This is a genomic window from Phycisphaeraceae bacterium (assembly GCA_015709595.1).
Lineage (GTDB): Bacteria > Planctomycetota > Phycisphaerae > Phycisphaerales > SM1A02 > CAADGA01.
On the sequence record CP054178.1, the window covers coordinates 1,202,500 to 1,225,219 of the forward strand.

A 22,720-nucleotide genomic window follows, 5' to 3' on the forward strand; every position below is an offset into this window, starting at 1 on the left:
AACGGCGGCAAAATGGGAAACGTCGAAGGCCTATCGCCGTCCGCCGCCCCGCCAGGGGGGGTGCGCCGAGTACATGATCCGCTTGTAGCCCATCGAGTCCGGCTGGGGCGTGAACAGTCCCGTACCGCCCTCCAGGATGTGGCGGAAGGACGGGTTCTTCCGCGCGTCGGGCCGGTTCTCCATGCCCGAGCCGATCAGGATGCCTTCCCGCTGATACCTGTCCTGCAGATCGAGAAGCGGCACATCGGTCAGTCGTCCGTGACGCTGATACTGCTCCAGCGTTTCGCGCGTGGGCGTTGAGACGTCCTGGCCACCGAGAATCCAGGGCCAGTCGCCCGGCTTCACGCCCGCGTAATCGTTGCCATGCACCAGGGTGCGCGCGGTGAGCCACGCTGGTTGCGGGCTGTCCGGCCCGTGAAGGCGCAGGTAGACCGCCCGCGGCCGGCCGGGCGAGCCGGGGATGAAGTCGGGCAGCACGATGCTCGTCCGCCCGTGGCCCGCCACGGTGACGTCGAGCGTTCCGGTCCTCCCGAGCGACAGCGGAACGAGGAACGTCTCAACCGGGTTGAACTCCATGTGCCGCGTGTCGGCCCGCGCCCCGGCCTTGAGCAGCATGCCGGCGATGATGGCGCCGACGCCAGCCAGTTGGGCTTCCTTCTCGTCATTGTGGCCGCCGATGGCGATGGCCGCCGTGCCGCCCACGAGCAGCGCGTCGCCGATCATGCTCTTGGCCCGGCGCACGTCCTCGAGGTTGTTCCATCGGTGATCGACGGCCATGGCGTTCACGTCGCACGCCGCGGCGAAACTCCCCAAGGCCCGCCCGTCCAGCGATACGTGCAGTCGGTTCCCGGACCGCATGCGCGGTTCAAAACGAGCCAGGGCCAGATCGGGTCCATAGGCGACCTTGGTCGGGCCCTTGCCGTAGTCCACGATGAGCAGGGTGTCGTACTCGCGGCGGCGCAGCACATCCACGAGGGGCGCCAGCGCCGGGTTGATGCGAAGCGCGGCGTCGAATGGCGCCTGCGCGTCCAGTCCGCTCAGGTCCGCGCCGACGCCCTGCATCAGGAACCCCAGCGCGAAGTTGGTGTCCACCGCGGTATAGCCGGTCTCGAGGTAGCCGGGACGCTGCGCCTCGCGCCGGGCCAGTTCCTCGGACGTGAGCTTGCGATCACGATCCGCGCCGAAGTCGGTCAGCCGGAAGAGCGCGTTGGCCGCCGCGGCGCGCGTGTTCTCCCAGTCGCCCCGCGTGGCATAGTGCGTGGCGACGGCGTGATAGGCCAGGGCCTGCTCGAAGGGCTCGCCCTTCCAGATCCGAACGCCCTCGTGCAGCCACACCGCCGCGGTGGTGCGGTCGCGGTTGAGGCCCGCGGTCGAGAGCAGGTCGAACACGCGTCCCAGCGCCCGCTCCGACTCGTTCACGTCGCCGTCAGCCATGGCCGCCAGCCCGAGACGCAGGTTGTTGAGCACCACCTGCTCGTCGTTGAGCAGCTCCGCGTCGCCTCGCAGCGCTTCGCGGGCTGAAGGGAAGTCGTAGTTGTAATAGGCGGACACCGCCTGCAGGTTGCGCGGCGCCGCGGCACAGGAGGCCAGCGACAGCGCCAGAACCGCGCCAAGCCAGGGCGCGAGACGCCGCCCCGCTGCCGTGTGGAGGCGAGATGTCGGATCGAGACCGCGCATCGGGGTGGTAGGCCAGGTGATGGTTGACGCGTACTGAGTGCGGAACGTTGAGTGCGGGGGCCTGAGAACTGAGAGCGTACAGGTTCAGGTCATCGTGGAACGAGGCGCTCACCCGATGTCTCGTATCCGGCGCCCCGCACCCAGTGCCCTGATCCCTCGATGCCTTGATCCCTTGATCGTCTCTCCTCAGTCATACGTCACACCCGATTGCGCCCGCTTCACTTCCCATGCGTCGTTCCAGACCACCGAGCCGGTCGCCAGGTCGATCAACTGGTACTCGCACAGGTAGGCGTCGCTGCGTCCGCGCCCGGAGGTATTGGTGAGTGCGGCAAATGTGGCCGCCAGCACGTGCGTGGGCGTCAGCCGCAGCTGCGGCGGGGCGGGTCCGAGTTCATCCTGCACCAGCGCCCAGCGCTCGGGAGGCATGATCCACGTGATGGCCCGCTCGTCCGCCAGTCGGGACACGCCCAGGGCCGCCCGCAGCCGGGCGACGTACAGCCACTTCTCGCGCTCGGGGATGATCTGGTTGGTGTGATTCGTCACGCGGTCCATGGAGATCACCCAGGGCGGCGAACCGGCGTGCCTGGCGCTGATCGTGGGATGGACGGCGAACGAGCCCGCCATCGCGTCCGTCATGGCGATCAGGTCCACACTGCCCAGAAACGTCGTGTTCGCCCGGGGCGGCGCCCCGCACCCGATCATCGCGATCAGGAACCACAGATGAACACCAATGCACGCAAGTGATGGAAGAACGCCGGCGTCTCTCACGGAATCCCGTTTCGGAACGAGATTGACCGGCCACGGCGGCGAAGAGGTCATGCACGAGCTGACCGTGACTTGCTCATCCGCGTTCAAGCGTGTGCATCGGTAGACTGCTCTCCATCCGTGGTTGCACGCCCGGATCACTGGAACTTCACCTCGTAGAAGTTGCTCCAGACGATCTTGCCCGGACCGCCGCCGGGACCGGAGGAGGCGTTGTCAACGAGCTGGACGAGCTGGTACTCGAGCAGGTAGTAGTTCGTGCCGCGCGAGGGGAGATCCTGCACGATGCAGGTCAGCACGTATTCGTTGCGCGAGCGGTAGTTGGCGGCGGTGTCCGTGCCCGAGGCGCCGCCGGTCGAGCCGAACTCGCGGGAGCGCTCGCGCTCGACGAAGGTGCGGTCCTGACGCACGTCCAGCCCGTGTCGCGTTCCGGAGGCGAGCAGCACGGCCCGCACGCGGTTGGCGAAGATCTGGAAGTTCTGATGGGGTCGGGAGGTCTGGTTGATGACCTGTCCGACGTAGAACGTCGGGGGGTTCTGTGGGTTGTTGATGTCCTGACGTGAGGCGATGTCCGCCGCCATCTTGTCGGTGGCGGTGATCAGATCCTGGCTGCGCAGGTCGGTGGAGCCGTACTCACTGGAAGCGTCTCTGGTGGGGTCCATGCGCCCGCCGGTGGTTCCCTGATTGGGAGGCGAGGTCGAGGCGCATCCGGCGGCGAGCAGGGCTGTGACGAGGCCGAGGGTGAGCAGAGGTGTTTTCACGGGTCGGTCCTTTCCTCAAGGTGCCGGAACGATGGTACGCCGGCACACTGTGAAGACACGATTGAGGGTGGCGGCTTCCTTCCGGCGCGGCGGGGTCGGCGAAAACACAGGGAGCGGCCCGTGAGGCCGCTCCCTGCTCGGAATCGCTGGAGAACCGTGGCGGTTGGTCAGTTGCCGTTGCCGCCGGCCGCCCCGCCGAAGCGGAGGGTGTCGATGTGCGTGACGCGGGTGTTCTCGACCACGCCGGTCATGGTGACGTAGCGTCCGCCGGGCACGACAGCGGACGAAGTGCGTCGGGCCGGGGGACGGACGGCGAAGGGGTAGCCGCCCAGCTGGCGATGCACGTAGTCAGGGGCGCGAACGATGAAGTTGCCGCGGTAGTAGCGGATGGTGGCCGCCAAGCCGCCGTTCTGCTCCCACGCTTCGGGCTCGACCGCCTCGACGATGATCTCGATGAGTTCCTCGGCGAGGACTTCCGGCGCGACGCGTTCGATGTCTTCATCGTTGGTTTCGAAGGGGTTGCCTCCGCCGAAGCCGCTGCCGCCGCCCATGCCGCCGCCGCCGAAGCCGCCGCCGCCGATGCCCCCGCCGCCGATGCCCCCGCCGCCGCCCAGGCCGCCGCCGCCCAAGCCGCCGCCGCCGCCGCCACTGCCGCCGTTCCCGCCTTCAAAGGCCGAGTCGAGGTCGAGCGAAGGGGCATTGGTGAACATGGGGGGCTCGAGGAGCAGGTCGCGCACGTTGTAGATGCGCAGTTCGCGGGCCGCGTTGAGGCGCTCCTTGGTGCCGACTTCGACGAAGCCGTCACGCAATTGCCACGTCACGCCGCCGCTGAAGCCGTCATCGCACTGCTCCAGCACCATCTCCAGCACGGTCAGCGCTGGCTTGTTGGCCACGTCGAGCGTGATCGGGGCTTCCGGGTCGATGCCCGTGCCCACGCGATCGTCGCTGTAGCGACCGATGACGTTGATGCCAAGCATGTTCTGGATGAACGTGATGGCGTCACGCGCGGGCGTGTCATCGAACCGCACGGTGATGTCGTTGTAGAGCAGCACGCTGAGCATGTGCGACTTGGACGACGTGTCCCGGGCCGCCTGGGCGTTGGCCCGCGTCGCAGTCACGTTCTGCATCCGGTCGAACCGGCTCTGGCCGTAGGCCGACCCTGCGAGGATCAGGCATCCGGCGCCAAGGATGATCGCCTTTCGCTTCATGTTCGTTCTCCAGGTGTTGGGACACCTCTACTGGACACGTTCCGAATCCCCCCCGTTCAAAAACGAGGCAGGTTTTTTGATTGTCGGGAAAATCCGCCCGCTCGTCAAGGCCCTACAACCCCTCCAACGCACGCAAAAGGTCCGAAAGAACCAGAATCCCGAAGGCCTGGGCCGCCGGCGCCTGCTCCGACCCCCACGGCGAACGACGGATCCCCCCCAGCGCCCGCCTCATGTCCTTATACGCCCAGGAATCGGTCTGCGTGACCGCCAACTGCATCACGAATCGGGCAAATGCACGGATTCTGTTCACTTCCGTGGTCAGTTCCTGCTTCGGAAGCATCCCGGGCGTCGCCGCCCGGGCGGCCAGCCAGGCCATCGGACGCAGCCCCTGCTCGGTGGCCCGCAGCCCTTCCGAGCCGTCAAGCAGGATGCCGCCATGCAAATCGTGCTCCGACAGATGGTTGGAATCAACCTGCGCCTGCCACACCAGGTTTCGCAGGCCTTCCAGATGAGCCAGACCCGATCGATCCCCCGTGGAGACCGCGTAGTCCAGTTCCGCCCACCCCAGCCAAGGCATCAGGTTGACCTGCTCCCAGTCCGAAACCGCCTGGCGGGCCTCGTCAATCGACGCTCGCAGCAAGGCGGGGGTGACATCCTTCGTCCCATGTGAAAGCATGCGCCCGAAGGCCATCGCCACCAGGGCACGGGTGGGACCAGGCAGCGGCTGCGGAGGGTCGAGGCCCTCGATCGGCCTGAACCCGCCCGCCTTGTCGTCGAATGCCTGGCGAACCTTCGAGGCGGCCTTGTCGAGAAACGCCTGCAACTCCGGCCGGGGCGGAATCATCAACTGCGACTCCAGCCCCGCGACCACGATCATGGCGCAGGTTCCCACGTCCGCCAGCGGGTCCGGCTCCAGTTCAGGCCGCACGTCCGCCAGGTGCTGGAGCAGCCGGTCGGCGAACTCCGCCGCCCGACCGGCCCGCTCGGGATTGGCGCCGGGCGTCGCCACGTACCGCGACAGGGCGTAACTGGTCAGCGCCTGCTCGATGGGCGTGGCGATCAGGGGCTGATAGGCGTCCCGCGTGGGGTGATAGGTGCCCATCATGCCCAGCGGCTCGTGGACCAGCCGACCGTCCTGCATGCGTTGATACGCCCGTCCCAGCACGTGATCCACGACGCCCTCCAGCGTGCGCATCAGGCCCGCGGGCGTGGTCGCGGAAGGGTCCACCAGTTCGCTCCCCCGGTACGTGACGAGGGGTGTGCCCGTCGGCGCCTGCTGGGTGAGGTGCGTCGTCGAGAAGCGGTAGCACGACACGCCGTACCGATCGCGCGCCTCGGCCCACTGGCCGCTCGAGAGCGGCACGTCCAGGTTCACGATGATGCTGGGCAGCACCAGCGCCGGATTGCACTGGTTGATCGCCCGCATCTGGGCGGGAAACCGCACCGACCACTGATCCGTGCGGCGGGCGGCCAGCCCGTCCAGACCCGGACTGACCCGCGAGGCGAGATCCTCGAACCTCTGCCCCACCAGCGGCACGGGGGCACCGGCGAACTCCATCTCCAGCGTGACACGCCTTCCTGCCTCCGCCAGCAGGTCCGCCGGCAGGGTGCGAACCGCCTCATCCGCCAGCATCTCACTCATGGCGCGACCGGCGGCTCGCCGCACCGCCAGATCGTCCGTGGACCAGTCCACCCCGGCACCCAGCACCCGTCCTGACCGCCTCAGGATCACGCACACGCCATGCGCCCCCTTGACAGGTACGCGGCTTTCCGCCTCGGCCGGTTCGGGCGTATCGAAGGCGTCCAGCCACCCGCGCACGGTGGTGTAGGCCCGGATCACGTCCGTTGCGTCCGGTAACACGGGGCTCGTCTGTTGAGCCGGGCAGGAGAGGGCGGTCATCCACGCGACCAGCTGCACCAACGCCAGGCCGATCCATGACGCCTTGACGCGACGGGGTATGTTGTGTCCATGCATCATCCGGTACCATCCCATGCGGCCCAGCCGCGTCTGACCCGTTCGGCACGGCGTTTGTGATGATACCGGCGTGGGGACAACTGAAGACCGGAGATTCGCCCATGCTCGCCAACGTGCTTCACCTGACCGGACGCCGCAGGAAGATGGCTCTCCTGGTGCTGCTGACCTTCGCGGCCCTGTGCTGAGGAGAAAGGTTCGAGGGCATCGAGGGATGAGACGTTCGGCGATGAACGCACCCGGCACTCAAAACAGCGTGTACAGGAACGGGCCTGCGCCGGTGCTGGTGAGCACGATCAGCGCTCCCACCAGCAGGAACGTGACCAGCAGGGGCACCAGCCACCACTTCTTGTTGTCGCGCAGGAAGTCGACGAACTCGCGCAGCACCCCGGCGCGCGCCGCCTGCGCCTCGCGGGCGAAGTCGCCATTCGATCCCGGTGTCCGCGAAGTGTCGCTCATGGCTTGATGATACGCGGAACCCGCCACCCCAGCGCGCCGCGACACGCCTCGGTCAGAACTGCCTGAAGTACCGCCTCGGCTCGTGCGGCGGATGGGCGTCAGTCCAGTAGGTCGCGGCGCCGCGGTCCATCCGCCGCGCCATCGGGTCGCGTCCCAGGAGACGCATGATGAGCCCCGTGGGCGTGAGAACGAGGTAGTAGATGATCCCCAGCACCAGGTGCGAGAGAACCCACCCGATGGGGAACGTGATCGTGACCCAGCCCACATAGATCGGCCTTCGCAGAGGCGGCACGCACCAGAACAGCAGCGTCACGCCCACGCCGATCGACCAGATGACCACCGCCGCGGTGAACCACCCGAAGCGCCACCACAGCAGGCCGCCCAGCACGCCGGCGAAGGGCGCCAGCAGCCCGCCGAACCAGGCGAGATCGCGCCAGGATGGATTGCGATTGATCTCAATCAAGCGCGAACTCTCCGAGGTACTTCTTCACGTCGATCTCCTTCGCGTCGGGCTGTTCCTTCTTGAGCAGGACGAATCGCTCCAGCACCAGCGCATCCATGTTGGTGGCCATGAAGCAGCGCCAGGCGTGCTCGGGGCTGCAGACGATCGGCTCTCCCCGCACGTTGAAACTGGTGTTGATGATGACGGGACAGCCGGTCCGGCGCTCGAACCGTTCGATGAGCCGGTGGTATCGCCCGTGCCGCGCGGGATCGACGGTCTGCACGCGGGCGGAGTAATCCACGTGCGTGACGGCCTGCACCTGCGAACGCTTCACGTACAGCTTGTCGATGCCGGCGGCCTTCTTCGCCTCGCCATCGGCGCCGTCCCGGCGGTCGTTCCGCACGGGCGCCACGAGCAGCATGTAGGGGCTGTCCTCGCCGGGGCGCATGTCGAACCACTCGTGAACGCGCTCCTTGAGCACCGAGGGTGCGAAGGGGCGGAACGATTCGCGGAACTTGATCTTCAGGTTCATCACCGACTGCATCGACTCGCTGCGTGCATCGCCCAGGATGCTGCGCGAGCCCAGGGCGCGGGGGCCGAACTCCATCCGTCCCTGCAGCCAGCCGACGACGTTCTCCGTGGCGAGCAGTTCCGCTGCGGCCTCGCAGAGCGAGTCGTCGTCGGGATACTCGTGGTATCGCGCCCCCTTGGAATCCAGGAACGCCCGGATCTCTTCGTGTCCGAATCGCGGACCGAGGAGCGAGCCGCCCTGCGCATCCGCGCCCGCGACCCCGCTCGGCCGCCGCTCGTTCCCGAGCAGTTGATGCCAGATGAGCATCGCCACGCCCAGCGCGCCGCCTGCATCGCCGGCGGCGGGCTGAATCCACACGTTCTCGAACGGCCCCTCGCGCAGGATGCGCCCGTTGCCCACGCAGTTGAGCGCCACCCCCCCGGCGAGGCACAGGTTCTTCGCCCCCGTCAGCACGTGGGCGTGACGGGCGACGCGCAGCATCACGTCCTCGGTGACCTTCTGGATCGACGCGGCGAGATCCATGTGCCGCTGCTCCATGGCGCCCTCGGGCCGCCGCGCCGGGCCGCCGAAAAGACGCTCGAAGCGGCGCGAGATCATCCGCTCGCCCACGCAGTAATCAAAATATTCAAGGTTGAGGCGGAACGATCCGTCCTCCTTCAGGTCGATCAGGTGCTCTCGGATCAGGTCGGCATAGGTCGGTTCGCCATACGGCGCCAGCCCCATGAGTTTGTACTCGCCCGAGTTGACGCGGAAGCCGCAGTAGAGCGTGAAGGCGGAGTAGAGCAGCCCCAACGAGTGGGGAAAGCGAATCTCCTTGAGCAGACGCACGGTGTTGCCGCGCCCCTCGCCGATCGTGGTCGTGGCCCATTCGCCCACGCCGTCAAGCGTGACCACCGCCGCGTGCTCGAAGGGCGATGGCAGAAACGCGCTGGCGGCATGCGACTCGTGATGTTCGCAGAACACGAACCGCCTGGTGTACGCTCCGCCCAGCTCCTTCGCCAGTTCGCGCGGCAGGTGCAGTTTCTTCTTCAGCCACAGCGGAATCGCCCGCACGAACGACCGGAAGCCGATCGGCGCGTAAGACAGGTACGTCTCCAGCAGCCGGTCGAACTTGAGGAACGGCTTCTCATAGAACCCCACGTAGTTCAGGTCCGCCGCGCTGATCCCTGCCTCGCGCAGGCAATACTCGACCGCGTTCGTGGGGAACGCCGAGTCGTGCTTCTTGCGCGTGAAGCGCTCCTCCTGGGCCGCGGCGACGATGCGCCCGTCCACCACCAGCGCGGCGGCGGAGTCGTGGTAATACGCCGAGATGCCCAGGATCGCGGTCACGGCGTCCCGTCCTCCCCGCGGCGGGCCGCAAGCACCTGCTCGATCAGCCGGGCCTGCTTGAACGCCTCGGCGAAGGCGCCGGCGATGCACTCGCACCCCGTGGGCGTGTAGTGGACATCGTCCGTGAAGAACTCGAGCGTGCGCGGCACCATCGACTCCAGATCGACGTACGTCACGCCGTGATCGCGGGCGATCGCGCGACTGGCGTCGTTGAACGCCCGCATGCCCGCGATCATCGAGGCGATGCTCGGGCGCGTGCCCCCCTGCTGGTTGGCCAGCGGGAACCAGATGACCTCGCGCTCGGCGTCGTTCATCCCCTCATGGTACAGCGATGGCTGCGAGGCGAGCACCACGCCGACGCCCTTGTCCGTCGCGGCCCGCACCAGGTCCGTCATGTTGCGCGTGAAGGATGGGAGCGAGGCCCACGTGCTGACCTCGATCTCCCTCGCCCTGGGGAAGAACATGGTCAGGTCGCCCGCGCCGGCCTCGTAGACCGCTGGCTTCACGCGCACGCGCTCCTTGCGGAAGTCGGAGAACCAGTGACCGAAGCGGGTCTCGACCAGCGCCCATCGCACCTCGCTCCGCACCAGGTTGGTGGTCGGGCCGAGGTAGTGCCGGTAGTCCGGCGCGTATTCGTCCCGTCCGAACAGGTCGGGCACGAAGCTGCGCACCAGGTCGTTGATGGCGTGGAAGACGATGAGGATGTCCGGGTCGAAATCCTGCACGTATGTGAGAAACTTGATGAGCGAGTGCTGGGATGTGTGCCAATCCGCCCCGGCGTTGAGCACCTCGATGATCACATCGGGGTGGCGCTCGCGCAGCATCTGCTGCAGCAGGGCGGCGTGCGTCTGCTCGTAGGGCGTGCGCCCGCAGAAGACCGTCGAGCCCCCCAGCACGAAGATGCGAATCGTTCCCGGCGGCTTCTCGCGCGTGATTTCATCCCCACGGAACCCCCACGAGTTGGTATGCAGCGTCTCGGACTCCGGCCCCGGCGTGTTCTGCAGGAAGGGGTGGAAGCGGTCGCGCCCCGTGCCCGTGCCGCGCCGAATCCCCCGGTCGAGGCGCGACTCGATCACCGAGTGCGCCACGGCGACCAGGGCGATGGCCAGGAGAATCTTGGGCAGGGGCCTGACCGCCCCCTGCCGGCCGCCCGACAGACGCACGTGCTGCGTGCCGAACAGGAACCGCCAGAACAGATAGACGAGCGGCGTCGCCATCAGCCACCAGGCCAGCAGAACGATGAAGTATCCCGTGGAATACTTGCCCAGAACGGTGGGATCAAACGACGTGTGAAAGATCAGCCCCACGCCGACCACCAGGGCGGGAACGGTGAACAGGATGGGCAGCAGGCGGGACAGGCGCATGAGCGGCTCGTGATGGGTGAGAGGGTAGCCGGAATCAGGCCGTTCGTGTGCACTGCGGTTCCCATGCGTGCGCGCCATCAACATGGCGGCGACCCGCGTCGAGCGCTGATGAAGGCGCCCGTCCTCTCACAGCGCCAGTTTGTTCAGCGCGTTGAGCGCCGCCACCTTGTAGCACTCGGCGAAGGTGGGGTAGTTGAACACCGTCTTCACGAAGTAATCCAGCCCGCCGCCCAGCCGCAGCACCGCCTGGCCGATGTGGATCAGTTCGGTCGCCGCCGTGCCGATGGCATGGACGCCCAGCAACTGCCGCGTCTCGCGGTGGAAGAGCATCTTGAACATGCCCGAATCGTCGCCCACGATCTGGCCGCGGGCGATCTCGCGGTACCGGGCCACGCCTACTTCGTAGGGCACCTTCTGCTCCGTCAGTTCCTGTTCCGTGGCGCCCACCATCGATATCTCGGGCACCGCGTAGATGCCGATGGGAAAGTGCTCGCTCATGGCGCTGGCGTTGTGGCCGAAGGCGTGGCACGCCGCCAGCCGCCCCTGCTCGCTGGAGGTGGCCGCCAGCGAGGGATAGCCGATCACGTCCCCCGCCGCGTAGATATGCGGCACGTCGGTCTGGAAGTGCTCGTTGACCTTCAGCCGCCCGCGGTCGTCGCTGGTCAGCCCCGCCTTGGCCACGTTGAGCAGCCCGGTCGCGCCCACGCGCCCGATGGCGTAGAGCACCACGTCCGACACGATGCGCTTGCCCGATTCCAGCGTCACCACGCCCCGCACGGGCGGCGTCTCGGTGACTGAAATGCTCGCCACCGCCTCGTTGAGCCGGAAGGTGACGTTCATCTTGCGCATCTGGTGGATGAGTTCATCCACGATCTCGTGATCGAGAAACTCCAGCGGGCGCGGGCGCCGGTCGATCAGCGTCACATCCACGCCCACGGCGGCGAAGATCGAGGCGTATTCGATGCCGATCACCCCGCCGCCCACCACCGTCATGGTGCGGGGCAGGTGCTTCATGCGGATGACCCCGTCGCTGGTCATCACCACGTCCTCGGGCAGGCCCGGCGTGGGGACGGGGGCGGGGTTGGTGCCCACGGCGATGACGATCTTTTCCGCGGAAATGACGCGCTCCACGCTGCCAGTGGCGACGCGCAGGGCGTGGGGGCCGTCGAACGAGGCCACGCCGCGGATGACGGTGATGTCGTTGCGCCGGAGCTGATCCTCCACCACCTCGGCTTCGCGGTGAACGACCTCGGTGACGCCTCCGAGCAGCTCCTCGAGCGTGGCCCGCACGCCGTGGCTCTTGGCCCGCGAGCGGTGGAATCGATGCCCGTATCCGGTGAAGGAGATGACCGCCTCGCGAAAGGTCTTGCTGGGGATGGTGCCGGTATCGACGCAGACGCCCCCGGTGATGCGGGCCTTCTCGACGATGGCCACGCGCTTGCGCAGTTTGGCCGCCTGCACCGCCGCCCGCTGACCCGCGGGTCCGCTGCCGATGCACACGAGGTCGAAGTCGAAGGTGGACATACCTGCTCCCGTCGTCCGTCAGCCGCGACCCCGCCGAAGAAGGTCGCATGATACCGCACCTCCGCCGACAGGCGGCGGCGCGGCGTCCCCACCCGTGAGGAACCAGACGACGGGATTCGCACGGCATCATTCCATCCACTTTCCTGCTTGAATGGACGTCATGCGCCGATCGACCGTGCCGCGACAACTCACCGGGCTCGGAAGCGCTGCCAGAGTTCACGCAGGCGCCCGCCGATCACCGGCATGCTCGCCAGGCCGCGCGCCAGGGCGCGCAGTCTCGACGCGCGCCGGGCCGCGCGGCGACGGGCGGTCTGCTGGGGCGTCACCGACTCGGGCGGCAGCGATCCCGCCGGCAGGGTCGTGCAGGGTCGCACGTCGATCCACGCCACCGGCACGCCCACGACGCGGGCTCGCTCCTCGCCCCCCTCATCGTCGATCGTGGTCAGAGAATCGACTTCCATCTCCAGGCGGGTGACCGGCGAGCCGGATGACACCGCGCCGCGAGGAATGACCCCTTGCAGCGTGAAGGCCGGTTCGCGCGGGTGGATTCGCTCCAGCGCGACCGGCGTGTCGCCCGCGATCAGCCGCAAACCGTTCACCGCCGCGTCGGCGGCCGCGGGCAGCAGCCGCAGCGTGACGCGCAGGTCGGCTTCGGCGCGAAGGGGCAGGTTGATGGTCGATCGACTCCCCGGCCCGGTCCAGCGGAAGGTTGAGCCGTCCGACGGATTGATCTCGCGGCGATGCCAGCCCGCGCCCAGGAGCGGACCATCCATGTCGATGCGCATGCTGTCAACCGGCGTCACGTTGCGCCGGCGCTGACAGTGCATGAAGTGGCGGTCCAGGCGCTGACGCAGACGCTCGCGCTCATCGAGCGATTCGTCGCCGGGCTGCGCGAAGCGCTCCAGGTGCGTCACCATGCGCCGCCAGCGCTGGTCGAACAACCGCTGGGCGCTGCGATAGAGCGCCAGATCGAGCGGATTGAGCCGTTTCACCTGCTCGACCACCTCGGGCGAGGGCGTGCCGCTTCGCCCGGCCTCGCCGGCCTCCGGCGCCACGGTCGCGGGCGCGACCATCAGTCGCTGCACCGGGGCGGGCGCGGGCCACCCCATCGCGTAGGCGATGAGCAGCAGCGAATCGTCGAATCGCTCGACCAGGCCGAAGGCGCGGCAACGGCGAAGGTTCCGCCGGGCGCGGCGGAGACGCTCGCGCGGCTTGAGCCGCTCGCGCCGCGCGTGCAGCCAGTCACGCAGAGCGGTGCGCGTCGCCTTGCCGCCGCCCAGCGGCTCCTTCGCCGGTTCCCAGCGGAAGGCGAAGGAGAGGTTGGACGTCTGCAGGTTGCTCACCTTGTGGCGCGTGCGCCGGTCGCGGATGAACTCCTCGAACGTCAGTCCCTCGCGCTTGACCAGTGAGTGAACGGGAATGCCCGGCTCGCGCAGAATGAACCGGTAGGTGGACACCGCCAGCGATACCGGCTCGCGCAGCATGGTGATGGTGACGGGCGGCCTGGGAAGCAGTTGCTTGAGCCCTTCCGCCCCGAAATGGCCGCGGAAGAAGCGATACCGGTGGAGCGACCCGATCGGCAGGCGCGCCATCTGGGCCCACAACTGGGCCGGACAGATCTCCTCGACATCGAAGTATCCATCGAGCCACGCGATGAGCGAGGTGCCCGCGGTCTTGGGAATATGGATGAAATAGAGACGATCATCCGGACGCAGCATGGCGGGCTCGGGAGTGGTGGCTCTCAGCCGTCAGCCATCAGCCATCAGCCCGGGACAGACGGCCGAACACCGACAACCGAGCATCGAACACCTACAACACCTGATGGTACGCCTTGGCCAGTCGCTCCGCGTACGGCTCCACGCCGAACTTGGCCACTTGTTCAAGCCCCTTGGCGATCATCGTCTCGCGCGTCTGCGGGCTGGTGAGCACTTCGTCAATCCGGGCCCGGATGGAATCCGGTTCATAGGGGTCGCAGTAGAGCGCCGCGTCGCCGCACACCTCGGGCAGAGACGAGACGTTGGAGCAGATGACCGGGCATCGGTGCGCCATGGCCTCAAGCGGCGGGAGCCCGAAGCCCTCGTACAGCGAGGGGAACACGAGGCACGCCGCGTTGGCGTACAGCACCGAGAGATCGCTGCGCGGCACATAGTTGAGCAGCCGCAGCCAGCGCTTGCGGCGGCGTTTGTCGGTACCCAGCGCCTTGGCGGGGGCGAGTTGCTCCTCCCAGAACCACGCCTTGCGCCCCACCACCACCAGCGGCAGTCGATGAGACACCGCGAAGGACGCCTGCAGCAATCCCGCCAGATTCTTCTTGGGCTCGATGTTGCCCACGAACAGGATGTACTCGCCGGGCTTGAGCTCGTACCGCGACAGCACCGCCTTTTCAACCGTCTCCTGCTGCGCGTAGGGCCTGAACTGCACCGCCTGATAGGTGACCTGCACCCGTTCCTCGGGCACGCCGAAGAACTCGATAACGTCACGCTTGGTGCACTCCGATACCGCCAGCACCAGGTCGGAGTTTCGCAACGCCTGCTTCGTCAGCTTGAAGAAGAACCGCTTGTCGTCGAGCGTGGTGTAGGGCAGGCGGAGCGGAATGATGTCGTGGATCGTCGTGACCAGGCGCGCCCCGCGCACGCGGATCGGCAGCAGCGTGGTGGCGTGCCAGATGTCCGCCTTGTGCGGCAGGCGCACCGTCGTCCAGCGCCCGAACTGCTTGAAGAAGTTGTTGGCCCCCTCGTAGATGTTGCCCACGTTGTAGAGATGCTCGATGCGGTCGATGGTGCGCCAGGAGGCGTCGGAAATGACGAACTGGCGGGAGACCTCGTGGGCCTTGAGCGGCGACAGCACCGACTTGGCCAGACGCACGCCGTAGCGCAGGTTGCGCCCGATGAACCCTTCGCCCGGTGGATTGTCGAAGAAGAGCACCTCGCTCAGCGCCCCGGAGTCGGCGCGCGGGATGCGCCGATCGGTCAGCAGCGACACCTCGGCCCCCAGGTGACGCAGGGCCTTGAGCAGCGTCAACCCGTAGGTCTTGATGCCTGATCCCTGCTTGAGACGCAGGTTGTAGGTGTCAACGACGATGCGCTGGCCTTCGAGCGACATGCTGAGAGATGCCTCCTCCCTCGTGAACGCGGCGGGCCACTGTAGCCGATGCCGATGGGGCGTGCAGGGGTCGCCGCCGGGGGTATCATCGCCTGCACCCCGCGCCGGGCGAGCCGAGTGACGGGTTTTCACCGGAAAGGAGACGGCATGACGGCCCGAATCGCCGTGCTGGGCTCGATCAACATGGATCTGGTCATTCGCGCCCCGCGCCTGCCGAAGCCCGGCGAAACCCTGCTGGGCGCCGCGCTGGCCTCGCACCCTGGGGGCAAGGGGGCCAACCAGGCCGTCGCCGCCGCTCGCCTGGGCGCGACGGTGTCGCTGATCGGCTGCGTGGGCAGCGACGCGCATGGCCGCACTCTGCTGGACGCCCTGGCCCGCGAGGGCGTCGACATCACCCACGTGCGCGAGGTGACGGATCATCCCACCGGCGCCGCCCTCATCACCGTGGACGCCCAGGGCGAAAACACCATCGTCGTCGCCCCCGGCGCCAACGGCCAGGTCAGCGGCGCGGATCTCGACGCGGCAGCGGAGATCATCGCCTCCGCCGACATCCTGGTCACGCAACTGGAGATTCCCTTCACCATCGTGCAGCAGGCCATCGACCTGGCGCACCACTGCGGGCGGCAGGTGCTGCTCAACGCTGCGCCCGCGCAGCCGCTCTCCGAGGCGTTTCTGCAGACCGTGGACCTGCTGGTGGTCAACGAGCAGGAAGCGCGGCTGATTGGCGGCTGTTCGGAGAGCGACCCGTCCGAGCGCCTGGCCGGCCTGCTGCGCGAGCGCGGGCGCGGGCCGGTGGTCGTGACGCGCGGGGCGAAGGGCGTGGTGTCGTGCAACCGCGTGGGATGCGTGCTGCATCAGGACGCCTTCGCGGTGAAGGCGGTCGATTCCACCGCCGCGGGCGACGCCTTCTGCGGCGCGCTGGCCGTGGCGGTGGCGGAGAAACGGCTGGGTGAGGAACTGCAGGACGCCATCCGCTTCGCCAACGCGGCCGGGGCGCTGTCGGTGACGCGTGTGGGGGCGCAGGCGTCGCTGCCCACACGGGCCGAAGTCGAGGCCCTGCTGGCGGAATCATCCGCGTGACCGGAGGAATCAGAGATGCCGCGCCTGGCCGCCATCGTTCTCTGCTGCCTGCTCGCCGCCGACCCGCCGCGAGGATTCACCATCCCCCAGATCGACCTGGCGGCGGACACCGCCCGACAGGTGATCGTTGATCGCGAGCCGGGACAGTACCTCGGGCACCCCACCACGGTGCTGCTGGAGGACGGCCGCACCATCCTCGTGGTCTACCCCAAGGGTCACGGGCGCGGCGGCATCCTGCTCAAGCGAAGCGAGGACGGCGGCCGCACCTGGAGCGAGCGCCTGCCCACCCCGGACAACTGGGCCACCTCGAAGGAGACGCCCACCATCCACCGCGTGATCGACCCGAAGGACGGCACGAAACGATTGATCCTCTTTTCCGGACTTTACCCCATTCGCATGTCGGTCTCCGAGGACGACGGCGTCACGTGGAGCAACCTGAAACCCATCGGCGACTACGGCGGCATCGTGGCGATGGGCGCGGTCGAGCGGCTCAAGGACGGCCGCTACGTGGCGTTCTTCCACGATGACGGACGGTTCTTCCGCGAAGGCGGCCAGGCCACGGGCACGTTCACCCTGTACCAGGTGTTCTCGTCCGATGGCGGGCTGACGTGGGGCGAACCGCAGCCCATCTGGTCCGGATCGGACATTCATCTGTGCGAGCCGGGCGTCATTCGCTCTCCCGACGGCTCCACGCTGGCCATGCTGCTTCGCGAGAACCGGCGGGTGAAGAACTCGCACATCATGTTTTCGTCGGATGAAGCCGCAACATGGAGCACGCCGCGCGAACTGCCGGGGGCGCTCACGGGCGACCGCCACGTGGGCAAGTACGCGCCGGACGGGCGGCTGCTCATCTCGTTCCGCGACATGGCGCATGACACACCTACCAAAGGCGACTGGGTGGCGTGGATCGGCACGTGGGATGACCTCACCCACGGGCGTGAGGGCCTGTACCGCGTGCGCCTGATGGACAACCACAACGCGTGGGACTGCGCCTATCCCGGCGTCGAGGTGCTTCCGGACGGAACGTTCGTGCTCACGACGTACGGCCACTGGACGGCGGGCGAGCCGCCTTACGTGGTGAGCGTGCGGCTGACGCTGGCTGAACTGGACGCGCTGGCGAAGGTCACCCGCGGACCGGCCGGAGATTGACCTCTTTCGCGGGGCTTTGCCCGCTTCGCACGGACCATGACCCATGCCCACGACGCACGCGGCCATCCGATCGACGCGGCTCATCATCGGCATGGAGATTCACGTCGAGCTGGCCACGCGGCGCAAGATGTTCTCGCGCAGCGCCAACGTGGCCCACGCCGAGCAGTACGACGCGCCGCCCAACTCGCTCACCGATCCCGTCGTGCTCGGGCTTCCGGGATCACTGCCGGTGATGAACCGCGAGGCGGTGGAGATGGCGATGCGCGTCGGGCTGGCGCTCAACTGCTCCATCGCGTCCGAGTCGCGCTGGGACCGCAAGAACTACTTCTACCCCGACCTGCCCAAGGGGTACCAGATCAGCCAGTACGATCGGCCGCTCTGCTTCGACGGCGCGTTCGACCTGCCGCTGACCGACGGCTCGATGCGCCGCGTCGGCATCATCCGCGCCCACCTGGAGGAGGATGCCGGCAAGCTCGGCCACGAACTGCCGGGCGGAGCGCGGTACGAGGGCTCGCTGGTCGATCTCAACCGCGCCGGCACGCCCCTGCTCGAGATTGTCACCGCACCCGACCTGACCAGCGCGGAGGAGGCGGTCGCCTTCGCACGCCACCTGCGCACGCTCTGCCTCTGGCTGGGCGTGACGGGCGGCGTGATGCAGCGCGGGCACATCCGCTTCGAGCCCAACATCAACCTGCTCATCGAGACCGATGACGGCCGCACGCACGCCACGCCCGTGGTCGAGGTGAAGAACCTCAACTCGTTCAAGTCGCTGGAAGGCGCCATCCTTCACGAGCAGGCCCGGCAGGTGGAGCAGTGGCGGGCCGATGGGCTGACGCACGGGCCGGGCATGAAGTCCACGCGCGGGTGGGATGATGTTCGGGGCGTCACCTTCCCGCAGCGCTCCAAGGAAGATGCGCACGATTACCGGTACTTCCCCGATCCCGACCTGCCCCCGGTGACGGTGGATGAGACGTGGCTGGCACGGGTGCAAGCCGCGATTCCCGAGCCGCCCCTGGCGTGCCAGGCGCGCTATCGGCGCGACTACGGGTTGAGCGAAACGGAGGCGACGATTCTCACCGAGGAGCGCATGCTCAGCGCGTTCTTCGACGCCTGCGTGAGCGCCGCGGTCGACCTGCTCGACACCGGCGCCGCCGCGGGCGCGCCGCCCATCGACGCCGCAGCGAGGGCCATCGCGCGGCTGCTGCTCAACGCCGGTGCCAAGCGCGCCAACGAGCGGGGCGTGGCCATCGAGCGGCTGGGCATCACGCCGCGCCAGGTGGCGGAACTGGCCGCGCTGCGCGAGTCCGGGGGGATCGGGTCCAACAACGCCGACGCGCTCTTCGGGCTGTTGTGCGAGTCGGACGCGGATGCCGGAACGCTGGCGCGGCTGCACGGCCTGCTGCAGGTGCGCGATGACGCCGCGCTGGCCCGGTGGGTGGAGGAGGCCATCGCCGCCCACCCGCAGGCGGCGTCGGATGTCCGCGCGGGGAAGGATGCGGCGCTGGGGCGGCTCGTCGGGCACATCATGAAGCAGAGCGGCGGGCGGGCGGACGCGGCGGCGGCGCGGGCGGCGCTGGTCGCTCGCCTGCGCAGATGACCGAGAATCGCTGGATCAATCCAGCGACTCCGCCTCATCTCCCTCCGGCCGCGCGGGCATCGCGCCTTCCCACCGCACGGGCAGGTCGTGGCCCACGCCGACCAGATCCACCAATCGCCCGGCGAGGAAATCCACCACGTCGCCGATGGTGCGCGGCAGCATGTAGAAGCCGGGCGTCAGCGGAGCGATGATCGCCCCTGCCCGCGTCAGCCGCTCCATGTTCTCCAGGTCGATCGAGGAGAGCGGCATCTCGCGGTAGGCCAGGATCAGCCGCCTTCGCTCCTTCAGGCACACCAGGGCCGCCCGGTGAACCAGGTTGAGCGTGACGCCCGAGGCGATGGCCCCCAGCGTGTTGCCCGAGCAGGGCACAATGATCATGCCCTCGTGCTGGAACGATCCGGAGGCGATGGCCGCCCCGACATCCTTGTCGCGGTGGAGCGTGACCTGTCCCGCCCGTCCGCCCGTCAGCCCGTCGAGGTCGATGCCTTCCATCCCCAGTTCATCGTGCAGCAGACGTCTTCCCAGCGGCGTGACGGCGAGATGAATCTCCACGTCGCGCGCGGCGAGCAGTTCCAGCACGCGCCTGGCCACCAGCGCGCCGCTCGCTCCCGTGATGCCGACGACGATCCGGCGTGTCATGGCTGATCGTAGGTTCGCCGCACGGCGGGCCGTGGATGCGGGGGAGGGCTTGGGGGCCGTCGGCTATCAGCCGTCAGCCGTCAGCAGAAGACAGTGGGCACTGGGCATCGGGGGCGGGGGATCAAGGCATCAAGGCATCAAGTGCCTGCGGGCCTCGGAACTCGGAACCGGGAACTCGGAACTCCGCTCAGCACTCAGAACCCAGCACCGCCTCACCCCCCGTTGTGCCACACCCGGCCCTCGCGTCCCAGCAGGTCGTCCGCCGCTTTCGGCCCCCACGAGCCGGGCTGGTAATTCGCAGCCATGCCGCGGCGAAGGGGGGCGGAATCCTCGCCGAGGAAGGGCATCACGGCCCGCCACGCGCCCTCGACTTCCTGCCGGTGGGGGAAGAGCGTCTGCTCGCCGCGCATGGCGTCGAGGATGAGCGGGCCGTACGCCTCCACCGGCTCGGCCTTGAAGCGCTTCACGTAGTCGAAGTTCATGGCCACGGATTCGATCCGCAGCCCCCGGCCCGGCACTTTGCCCTCGAAGCGCAGCGAGACGCCCTCGTGCGGGGCGATCTCGATGACGATGCGGTTGGGCGTGCGCGCGGCGCCGATCCCGAAGCCGTCCCGGCTGCCGAACAGGTCCGCGGGGGGGCGCTTGAACTCCACCACCACCTCGGTGCGCTTGGCGGCCAGCCGCTTGCCCGTGCGCAGGTAGAAGGGCGTGCCCGCCCAGCGCCAGTTGTCGAAGTGGAAGCACACCGCCGCGAAGGTTTCGGTGGTGGTGCCGGGCGTCACGTCCGGGTTGAGGTGGTAGGCCGGCTCGCTTTCGTCGCCCGCGTACTGCCCCAGCACGGCCAGGCGGGGCAGATCCTCCCGCCGCGCGGGCACGAGGGCGTCGATCACCTGGATCTTCTGCTGGCGGATGTGATGGGCGCGGAAGGATGTGGGCGGCTCCATCGCCACCAGCGCGAGAATCTGCATCAGGTGCGACTGGATCATGTCGCGGATCGCGCCCGCCTCGTCGTAAAAGCGCGCCCGGTGCCCGGCGCCCACGCTCTCGGCGGCGGTGATCTGCACGTGATCGACGTACTGGTGGTTCCACAGCGGCTCGAAGATGGTGTTGGCGAAGCGCAGCACCAGCAGGTTCTGCACCAGTTCCTTGCCGAGGTAGTGGTCGATGCGGTAGATCGCCTCCTCCTCGAACACGCGGCCCAGCGCGCGGTTGAGCGATTCCGCCGAGTCGCTGTCGCGCCCGAAGGGCTTCTCCACGATGATGCGCTGCCACGGGGCGTTGTCACGGTCGAGCGAGCACCAGCGCCTGCCTTCCGTCACCATGCCCGATTGATTGATCCGCTCGATGATCGGCTCATAGAGCGTCGGCTTGACCGACAGGTAGAAGAGCACGTGCGGCGCGCCCACGTGCTCGTTCGAGAGTTCGCCCACGCGCCGGGCCAGGCGGGTGAAGTCGGCTTCGTCGGTGGCATCCCCCGCGAAGTAGTGGAGCCGCTGCGCGAAGGCGCGCCACTTGGATGGATCGAAGCCCTTGGCGTGATCGCGGGCCCAGGGTTCGAGCGACTCGCGCCAGGCGTCGTCGCTCATCTCAGACCGGCTCACGCCCAGCACGCGCGTGCGAGGCGGCAGTTCGCCGGTGCAGGACATCTCATACAGCGCGGGAATCAGTTTGCGGGCGGTCAGATCGCCCGAGGCGCCGAAGATGACGATGACGCAGGGGTCAGGCGCGGAAGGGCTGGGCATGGGAGGATGGTATCGTGGCGCGGGGACGAAAGGGATGAGATCGCGCGATCCGTTCATATCATGTGGCATGTCACCTGCCGCCCTCTCCGATGTCACCTTCGACCAGATCGTCGCCGCCCGCGAGCGCATCGCGGGGGGCGTGAGCGAGACGCCCTGCGTCGAGTCGATGGCCCTGTCCGACCTGTGCGGCTGCACCATCTTCTCGAAACTGGAGTACCTGCAGCGCACCGGGTCGTTCAAGGAGCGCGGGGCGCGCAACGCCCTGCTGCTGCTTTCCGACGAACAGCGTCGCCGGGGCGTCATCGCCGCCAGCGCGGGCAACCACGCGCTGGCCATCGCCTACCACGGCCGCGAACTGGGCGTGCCCGTCACGGTCGTCATGCCGCGCTTCGCCCCCATGATCAAGCAGAGCCGCTGCCGCCAGATGGGCGCGACGGTCATCCTGCACGGCGAGCACATCATGGACGCCCGCACCCGCGCCGATGAACTGGCCCGCGAACACGGCTTCACGTACATCCACGGCTTCAACGACGCCGCCATCATCGCCGGGCAGGGCACGATGGGGCTGGAGATTCTTGACCAGGTTCCGCGCGCGGATGCTGTCGTCGTGCCGGTGGGCGGCGGCGGGCTGATCGCCGGGCTGGGGCTGGCGATCAAGACCGCGAGGCCGCGCACCAGGATCATCGGCGTGGAGCCCGCGCTCTGCGCCAGTTTCAAGGCCGCGCTGGAAGCGGGCGAGCCGGTGACCTTCCCCATGAGCCCCACGCTGGCCGACGGTCTGGCCGTGCCGCGCGTGGGCGACCGGGCCTTCGCCATCGCGCGCGGGGTGGTCGATCAGGTGGTCACGGTGAGCGAGGAGGAGATCGCGCTGGCGATTCTGCGCCTGGCGGAACTGGAGAAGGGTGTGGTGGAGGGCGCTGGCGCCGCGCCGCTCGCCGCGCTGCTCGCGGGGAAACTCGATGACCTCAAGGGTCAGCGCGTGGTGCTGGCGTTGTGCGGCGGGAACATCGACCCCACCATGCTCTCGCGCGTCATCGAGCACGGCCTGGTGGTGGACGGGCGGCTGGCCCAGTTCACCGCCATCATCTCCGACCGGCCCGGCGGGCTGGTGGAGCTGACGCAGGCCATCGCCTCCACGGGCGCGAGCGTGAAGCACATCGACCATGAGCGGGCCTTCCACGGGGCCAACGTCTACACCGTGCGCGTGGTCTGCACGGTGGAGACGCATGATGCGGCGCATATCGACCGGCTCCACGCCGCGCTGGATGCCGCGGGCATTCGCGTGATCGCCCGAACGAGCCCGGGGACGTGCCCGGTGGGGTGAGGGAGTGCCAGCGCGCTCAGACGGCGGACGGATTCGCGCGGGCGCGACGGCCTGGGC

18 protein-coding genes are annotated in these 22,720 nt (G+C 68.2%); 4 read left to right on the forward strand and 14 right to left on the reverse strand.

Translation table 11 applies throughout. The annotated features are described in order from the left end of the window. Positions 1–30: 30 nt before the first annotated feature. From HRU76_05055 to HRU76_05110, 12 genes are all read right to left on the reverse strand, one after another. Positions 31–1,677, reverse strand: coding sequence for a hypothetical protein (locus HRU76_05055; GenBank protein ID QOJ16988.1), 1,647 nt, complete (start codon positions 1,675–1,677; stop codon positions 31–33). A 186-nt stretch (positions 1,678–1,863) separates the two neighbouring features. Next, the gene (locus HRU76_05060; protein QOJ16989.1) at positions 1,864–2,379 is read right to left on the reverse strand and encodes a hypothetical protein; all 516 of its coding nucleotides are present in this window, start codon (positions 2,377–2,379) and stop codon (positions 1,864–1,866) included. A gap of 200 nt (positions 2,380–2,579) precedes the next feature. Further along, positions 2,580–3,200: a hypothetical protein gene (locus tag HRU76_05065; GenBank protein ID QOJ16990.1), complete on the reverse strand. Its 621-nt coding sequence runs from the start codon at positions 3,198–3,200 to the stop codon at positions 2,580–2,582. Between the two features lie 167 nt (positions 3,201–3,367). Next, on the reverse strand, positions 3,368–4,408 hold the full coding sequence (locus HRU76_05070) for a hypothetical protein (GenBank protein ID QOJ16991.1): 1,041 nt from the start codon (positions 4,406–4,408) through the stop codon (positions 3,368–3,370). A gap of 112 nt (positions 4,409–4,520) precedes the next feature. Next, positions 4,521–6,269 carry a hypothetical protein gene (locus tag HRU76_05075; GenBank protein QOJ16992.1) on the reverse strand — a complete coding sequence of 583 codons (1,749 nt, stop codon included), beginning with the start codon at positions 6,267–6,269 and terminating at the stop codon, positions 4,521–4,523. 357 nt (positions 6,270–6,626) lie between these two features. Next, on the reverse strand, positions 6,627–6,839 hold the full coding sequence (locus HRU76_05080) for a hypothetical protein (protein ID QOJ16071.1): 213 nt from the start codon (positions 6,837–6,839) through the stop codon (positions 6,627–6,629). 52 nt (positions 6,840–6,891) lie between these two features. Further along, a complete protein-coding gene (locus HRU76_05085) occupies positions 6,892–7,302 on the reverse strand; it encodes a hypothetical protein (GenBank protein QOJ16993.1) in 411 nt (136 codons plus the stop codon). Continuing rightward, the gene (locus HRU76_05090; protein QOJ16994.1) at positions 7,295–9,142 is read right to left on the reverse strand and encodes a carbamoyltransferase; all 1,848 of its coding nucleotides are present in this window, start codon (positions 9,140–9,142) and stop codon (positions 7,295–7,297) included. The genes HRU76_05085 and HRU76_05090 overlap by 8 nt, the downstream gene beginning before the upstream one ends. Continuing rightward, positions 9,139–10,506 carry a hypothetical protein gene (locus tag HRU76_05095; protein QOJ16995.1) on the reverse strand — a complete coding sequence of 456 codons (1,368 nt, stop codon included), beginning with the start codon at positions 10,504–10,506 and terminating at the stop codon, positions 9,139–9,141. The genes HRU76_05090 and HRU76_05095 overlap by 4 nt, the downstream gene beginning before the upstream one ends. Before the next feature lie 126 nt (positions 10,507–10,632). Next, positions 10,633–12,030 carry a Si-specific NAD(P)(+) transhydrogenase gene (sthA, locus tag HRU76_05100; protein ID QOJ16996.1) on the reverse strand — a complete coding sequence of 466 codons (1,398 nt, stop codon included), beginning with the start codon at positions 12,028–12,030 and terminating at the stop codon, positions 10,633–10,635. A 188-nt stretch (positions 12,031–12,218) separates the two neighbouring features. Beyond that, entirely contained in the window at positions 12,219–13,748 is a 1,530-nt protein-coding gene (locus HRU76_05105) for a hypothetical protein (protein QOJ16997.1), read from the reverse strand. A 91-nt stretch (positions 13,749–13,839) separates the two neighbouring features. Continuing rightward, positions 13,840–15,132 (reverse strand): glycosyltransferase family 4 protein, encoded by a 1,293-nt coding sequence (locus HRU76_05110; GenBank protein QOJ16998.1) that lies wholly within the window; start codon positions 15,130–15,132, stop codon positions 13,840–13,842. Positions 15,133–15,279: 147 nt separating this feature from the next. Here HRU76_05110 and rbsK point away from each other — a divergent pair, with 147 nt between their 5' ends. From rbsK to gatB, 3 genes are read left to right on the forward strand one after another with little or no spacing between them, the layout of a single operon-like run. Beyond that, positions 15,280–16,212, forward strand: a complete 933-nt coding sequence (gene rbsK / locus HRU76_05115) for a ribokinase (protein ID QOJ16999.1) — start codon at positions 15,280–15,282, stop codon at positions 16,210–16,212. Positions 16,213–16,227: 15 nt separating this feature from the next. After that, positions 16,228–17,361 carry an exo-alpha-sialidase gene (locus HRU76_05120; GenBank protein QOJ17000.1) on the forward strand — a complete coding sequence of 378 codons (1,134 nt, stop codon included), beginning with the start codon at positions 16,228–16,230 and terminating at the stop codon, positions 17,359–17,361. Positions 17,362–17,404: 43 nt separating this feature from the next. Then, positions 17,405–18,958, forward strand: coding sequence for an Asp-tRNA(Asn)/Glu-tRNA(Gln) amidotransferase subunit GatB (gene gatB, locus HRU76_05125; GenBank protein ID QOJ17001.1), 1,554 nt, complete (start codon positions 17,405–17,407; stop codon positions 18,956–18,958). Positions 18,959–18,973: 15 nt separating this feature from the next. Here the strand turns inward: gatB and HRU76_05130 are convergent, their stop codons facing one another. After that, positions 18,974–19,597, reverse strand: a complete 624-nt coding sequence (locus HRU76_05130; protein ID QOJ17002.1) for a UbiX family flavin prenyltransferase — start codon at positions 19,595–19,597, stop codon at positions 18,974–18,976. A 212-nt stretch (positions 19,598–19,809) separates the two neighbouring features. After that, positions 19,810–21,339, reverse strand: a complete 1,530-nt coding sequence (zwf, locus tag HRU76_05135) for a glucose-6-phosphate dehydrogenase (GenBank protein QOJ17003.1) — start codon at positions 21,337–21,339, stop codon at positions 19,810–19,812. Between the two features lie 67 nt (positions 21,340–21,406). On the opposite strand from zwf, the gene HRU76_05140 reads away from it, so the two are divergent. Further along, positions 21,407–22,663, forward strand: coding sequence for a threonine ammonia-lyase (locus HRU76_05140; GenBank protein QOJ17004.1), 1,257 nt, complete (start codon positions 21,407–21,409; stop codon positions 22,661–22,663). The last annotated feature ends 57 nt before the right edge of the window (positions 22,664–22,720 follow it).

Coding starts and splice junctions, on each gene's coding strand:
- HRU76_05055 (QOJ16988.1), bottom strand. CDS start 1,677: ATGCGCGGTCTCGATCCGACATCTCGCCTCCACACGGCAGCGGGGCGG.
- HRU76_05060 (QOJ16989.1), bottom strand. CDS start 2,379: ATGATCGGGTGCGGGGCGCCGCCCCGGGCGAACACGACGTTTCTGGGC.
- HRU76_05070 (QOJ16991.1), bottom strand. CDS start 4,408: ATGAAGCGAAAGGCGATCATCCTTGGCGCCGGATGCCTGATCCTCGCA.
- HRU76_05080 (QOJ16071.1), bottom strand. CDS start 6,839: ATGAGCGACACTTCGCGGACACCGGGATCGAATGGCGACTTCGCCCGC.
- HRU76_05095 (QOJ16995.1), bottom strand. CDS start 10,506: ATGCGCCTGTCCCGCCTGCTGCCCATCCTGTTCACCGTTCCCGCCCTG.
- sthA (QOJ16996.1), bottom strand. CDS start 12,030: ATGTCCACCTTCGACTTCGACCTCGTGTGCATCGGCAGCGGACCCGCG.
- HRU76_05105 (QOJ16997.1), bottom strand. CDS start 13,748: ATGCTGCGTCCGGATGATCGTCTCTATTTCATCCATATTCCCAAGACC.
- HRU76_05110 (QOJ16998.1), bottom strand. CDS start 15,132: ATGTCGCTCGAAGGCCAGCGCATCGTCGTTGACACCTACAACCTGCGT.
- rbsK (QOJ16999.1), top strand. CDS start 15,280: ATGACGGCCCGAATCGCCGTGCTGGGCTCGATCAACATGGATCTGGTC.
- HRU76_05120 (QOJ17000.1), top strand. CDS start 16,228: ATGCCGCGCCTGGCCGCCATCGTTCTCTGCTGCCTGCTCGCCGCCGAC.
- gatB (QOJ17001.1), top strand. CDS start 17,405: ATGCCCACGACGCACGCGGCCATCCGATCGACGCGGCTCATCATCGGC.
- HRU76_05130 (QOJ17002.1), bottom strand. CDS start 19,597: ATGACACGCCGGATCGTCGTCGGCATCACGGGAGCGAGCGGCGCGCTG.
- zwf (QOJ17003.1), bottom strand. CDS start 21,339: ATGCCCAGCCCTTCCGCGCCTGACCCCTGCGTCATCGTCATCTTCGGC.
- HRU76_05140 (QOJ17004.1), top strand. CDS start 21,407: ATGTCACCTGCCGCCCTCTCCGATGTCACCTTCGACCAGATCGTCGCC.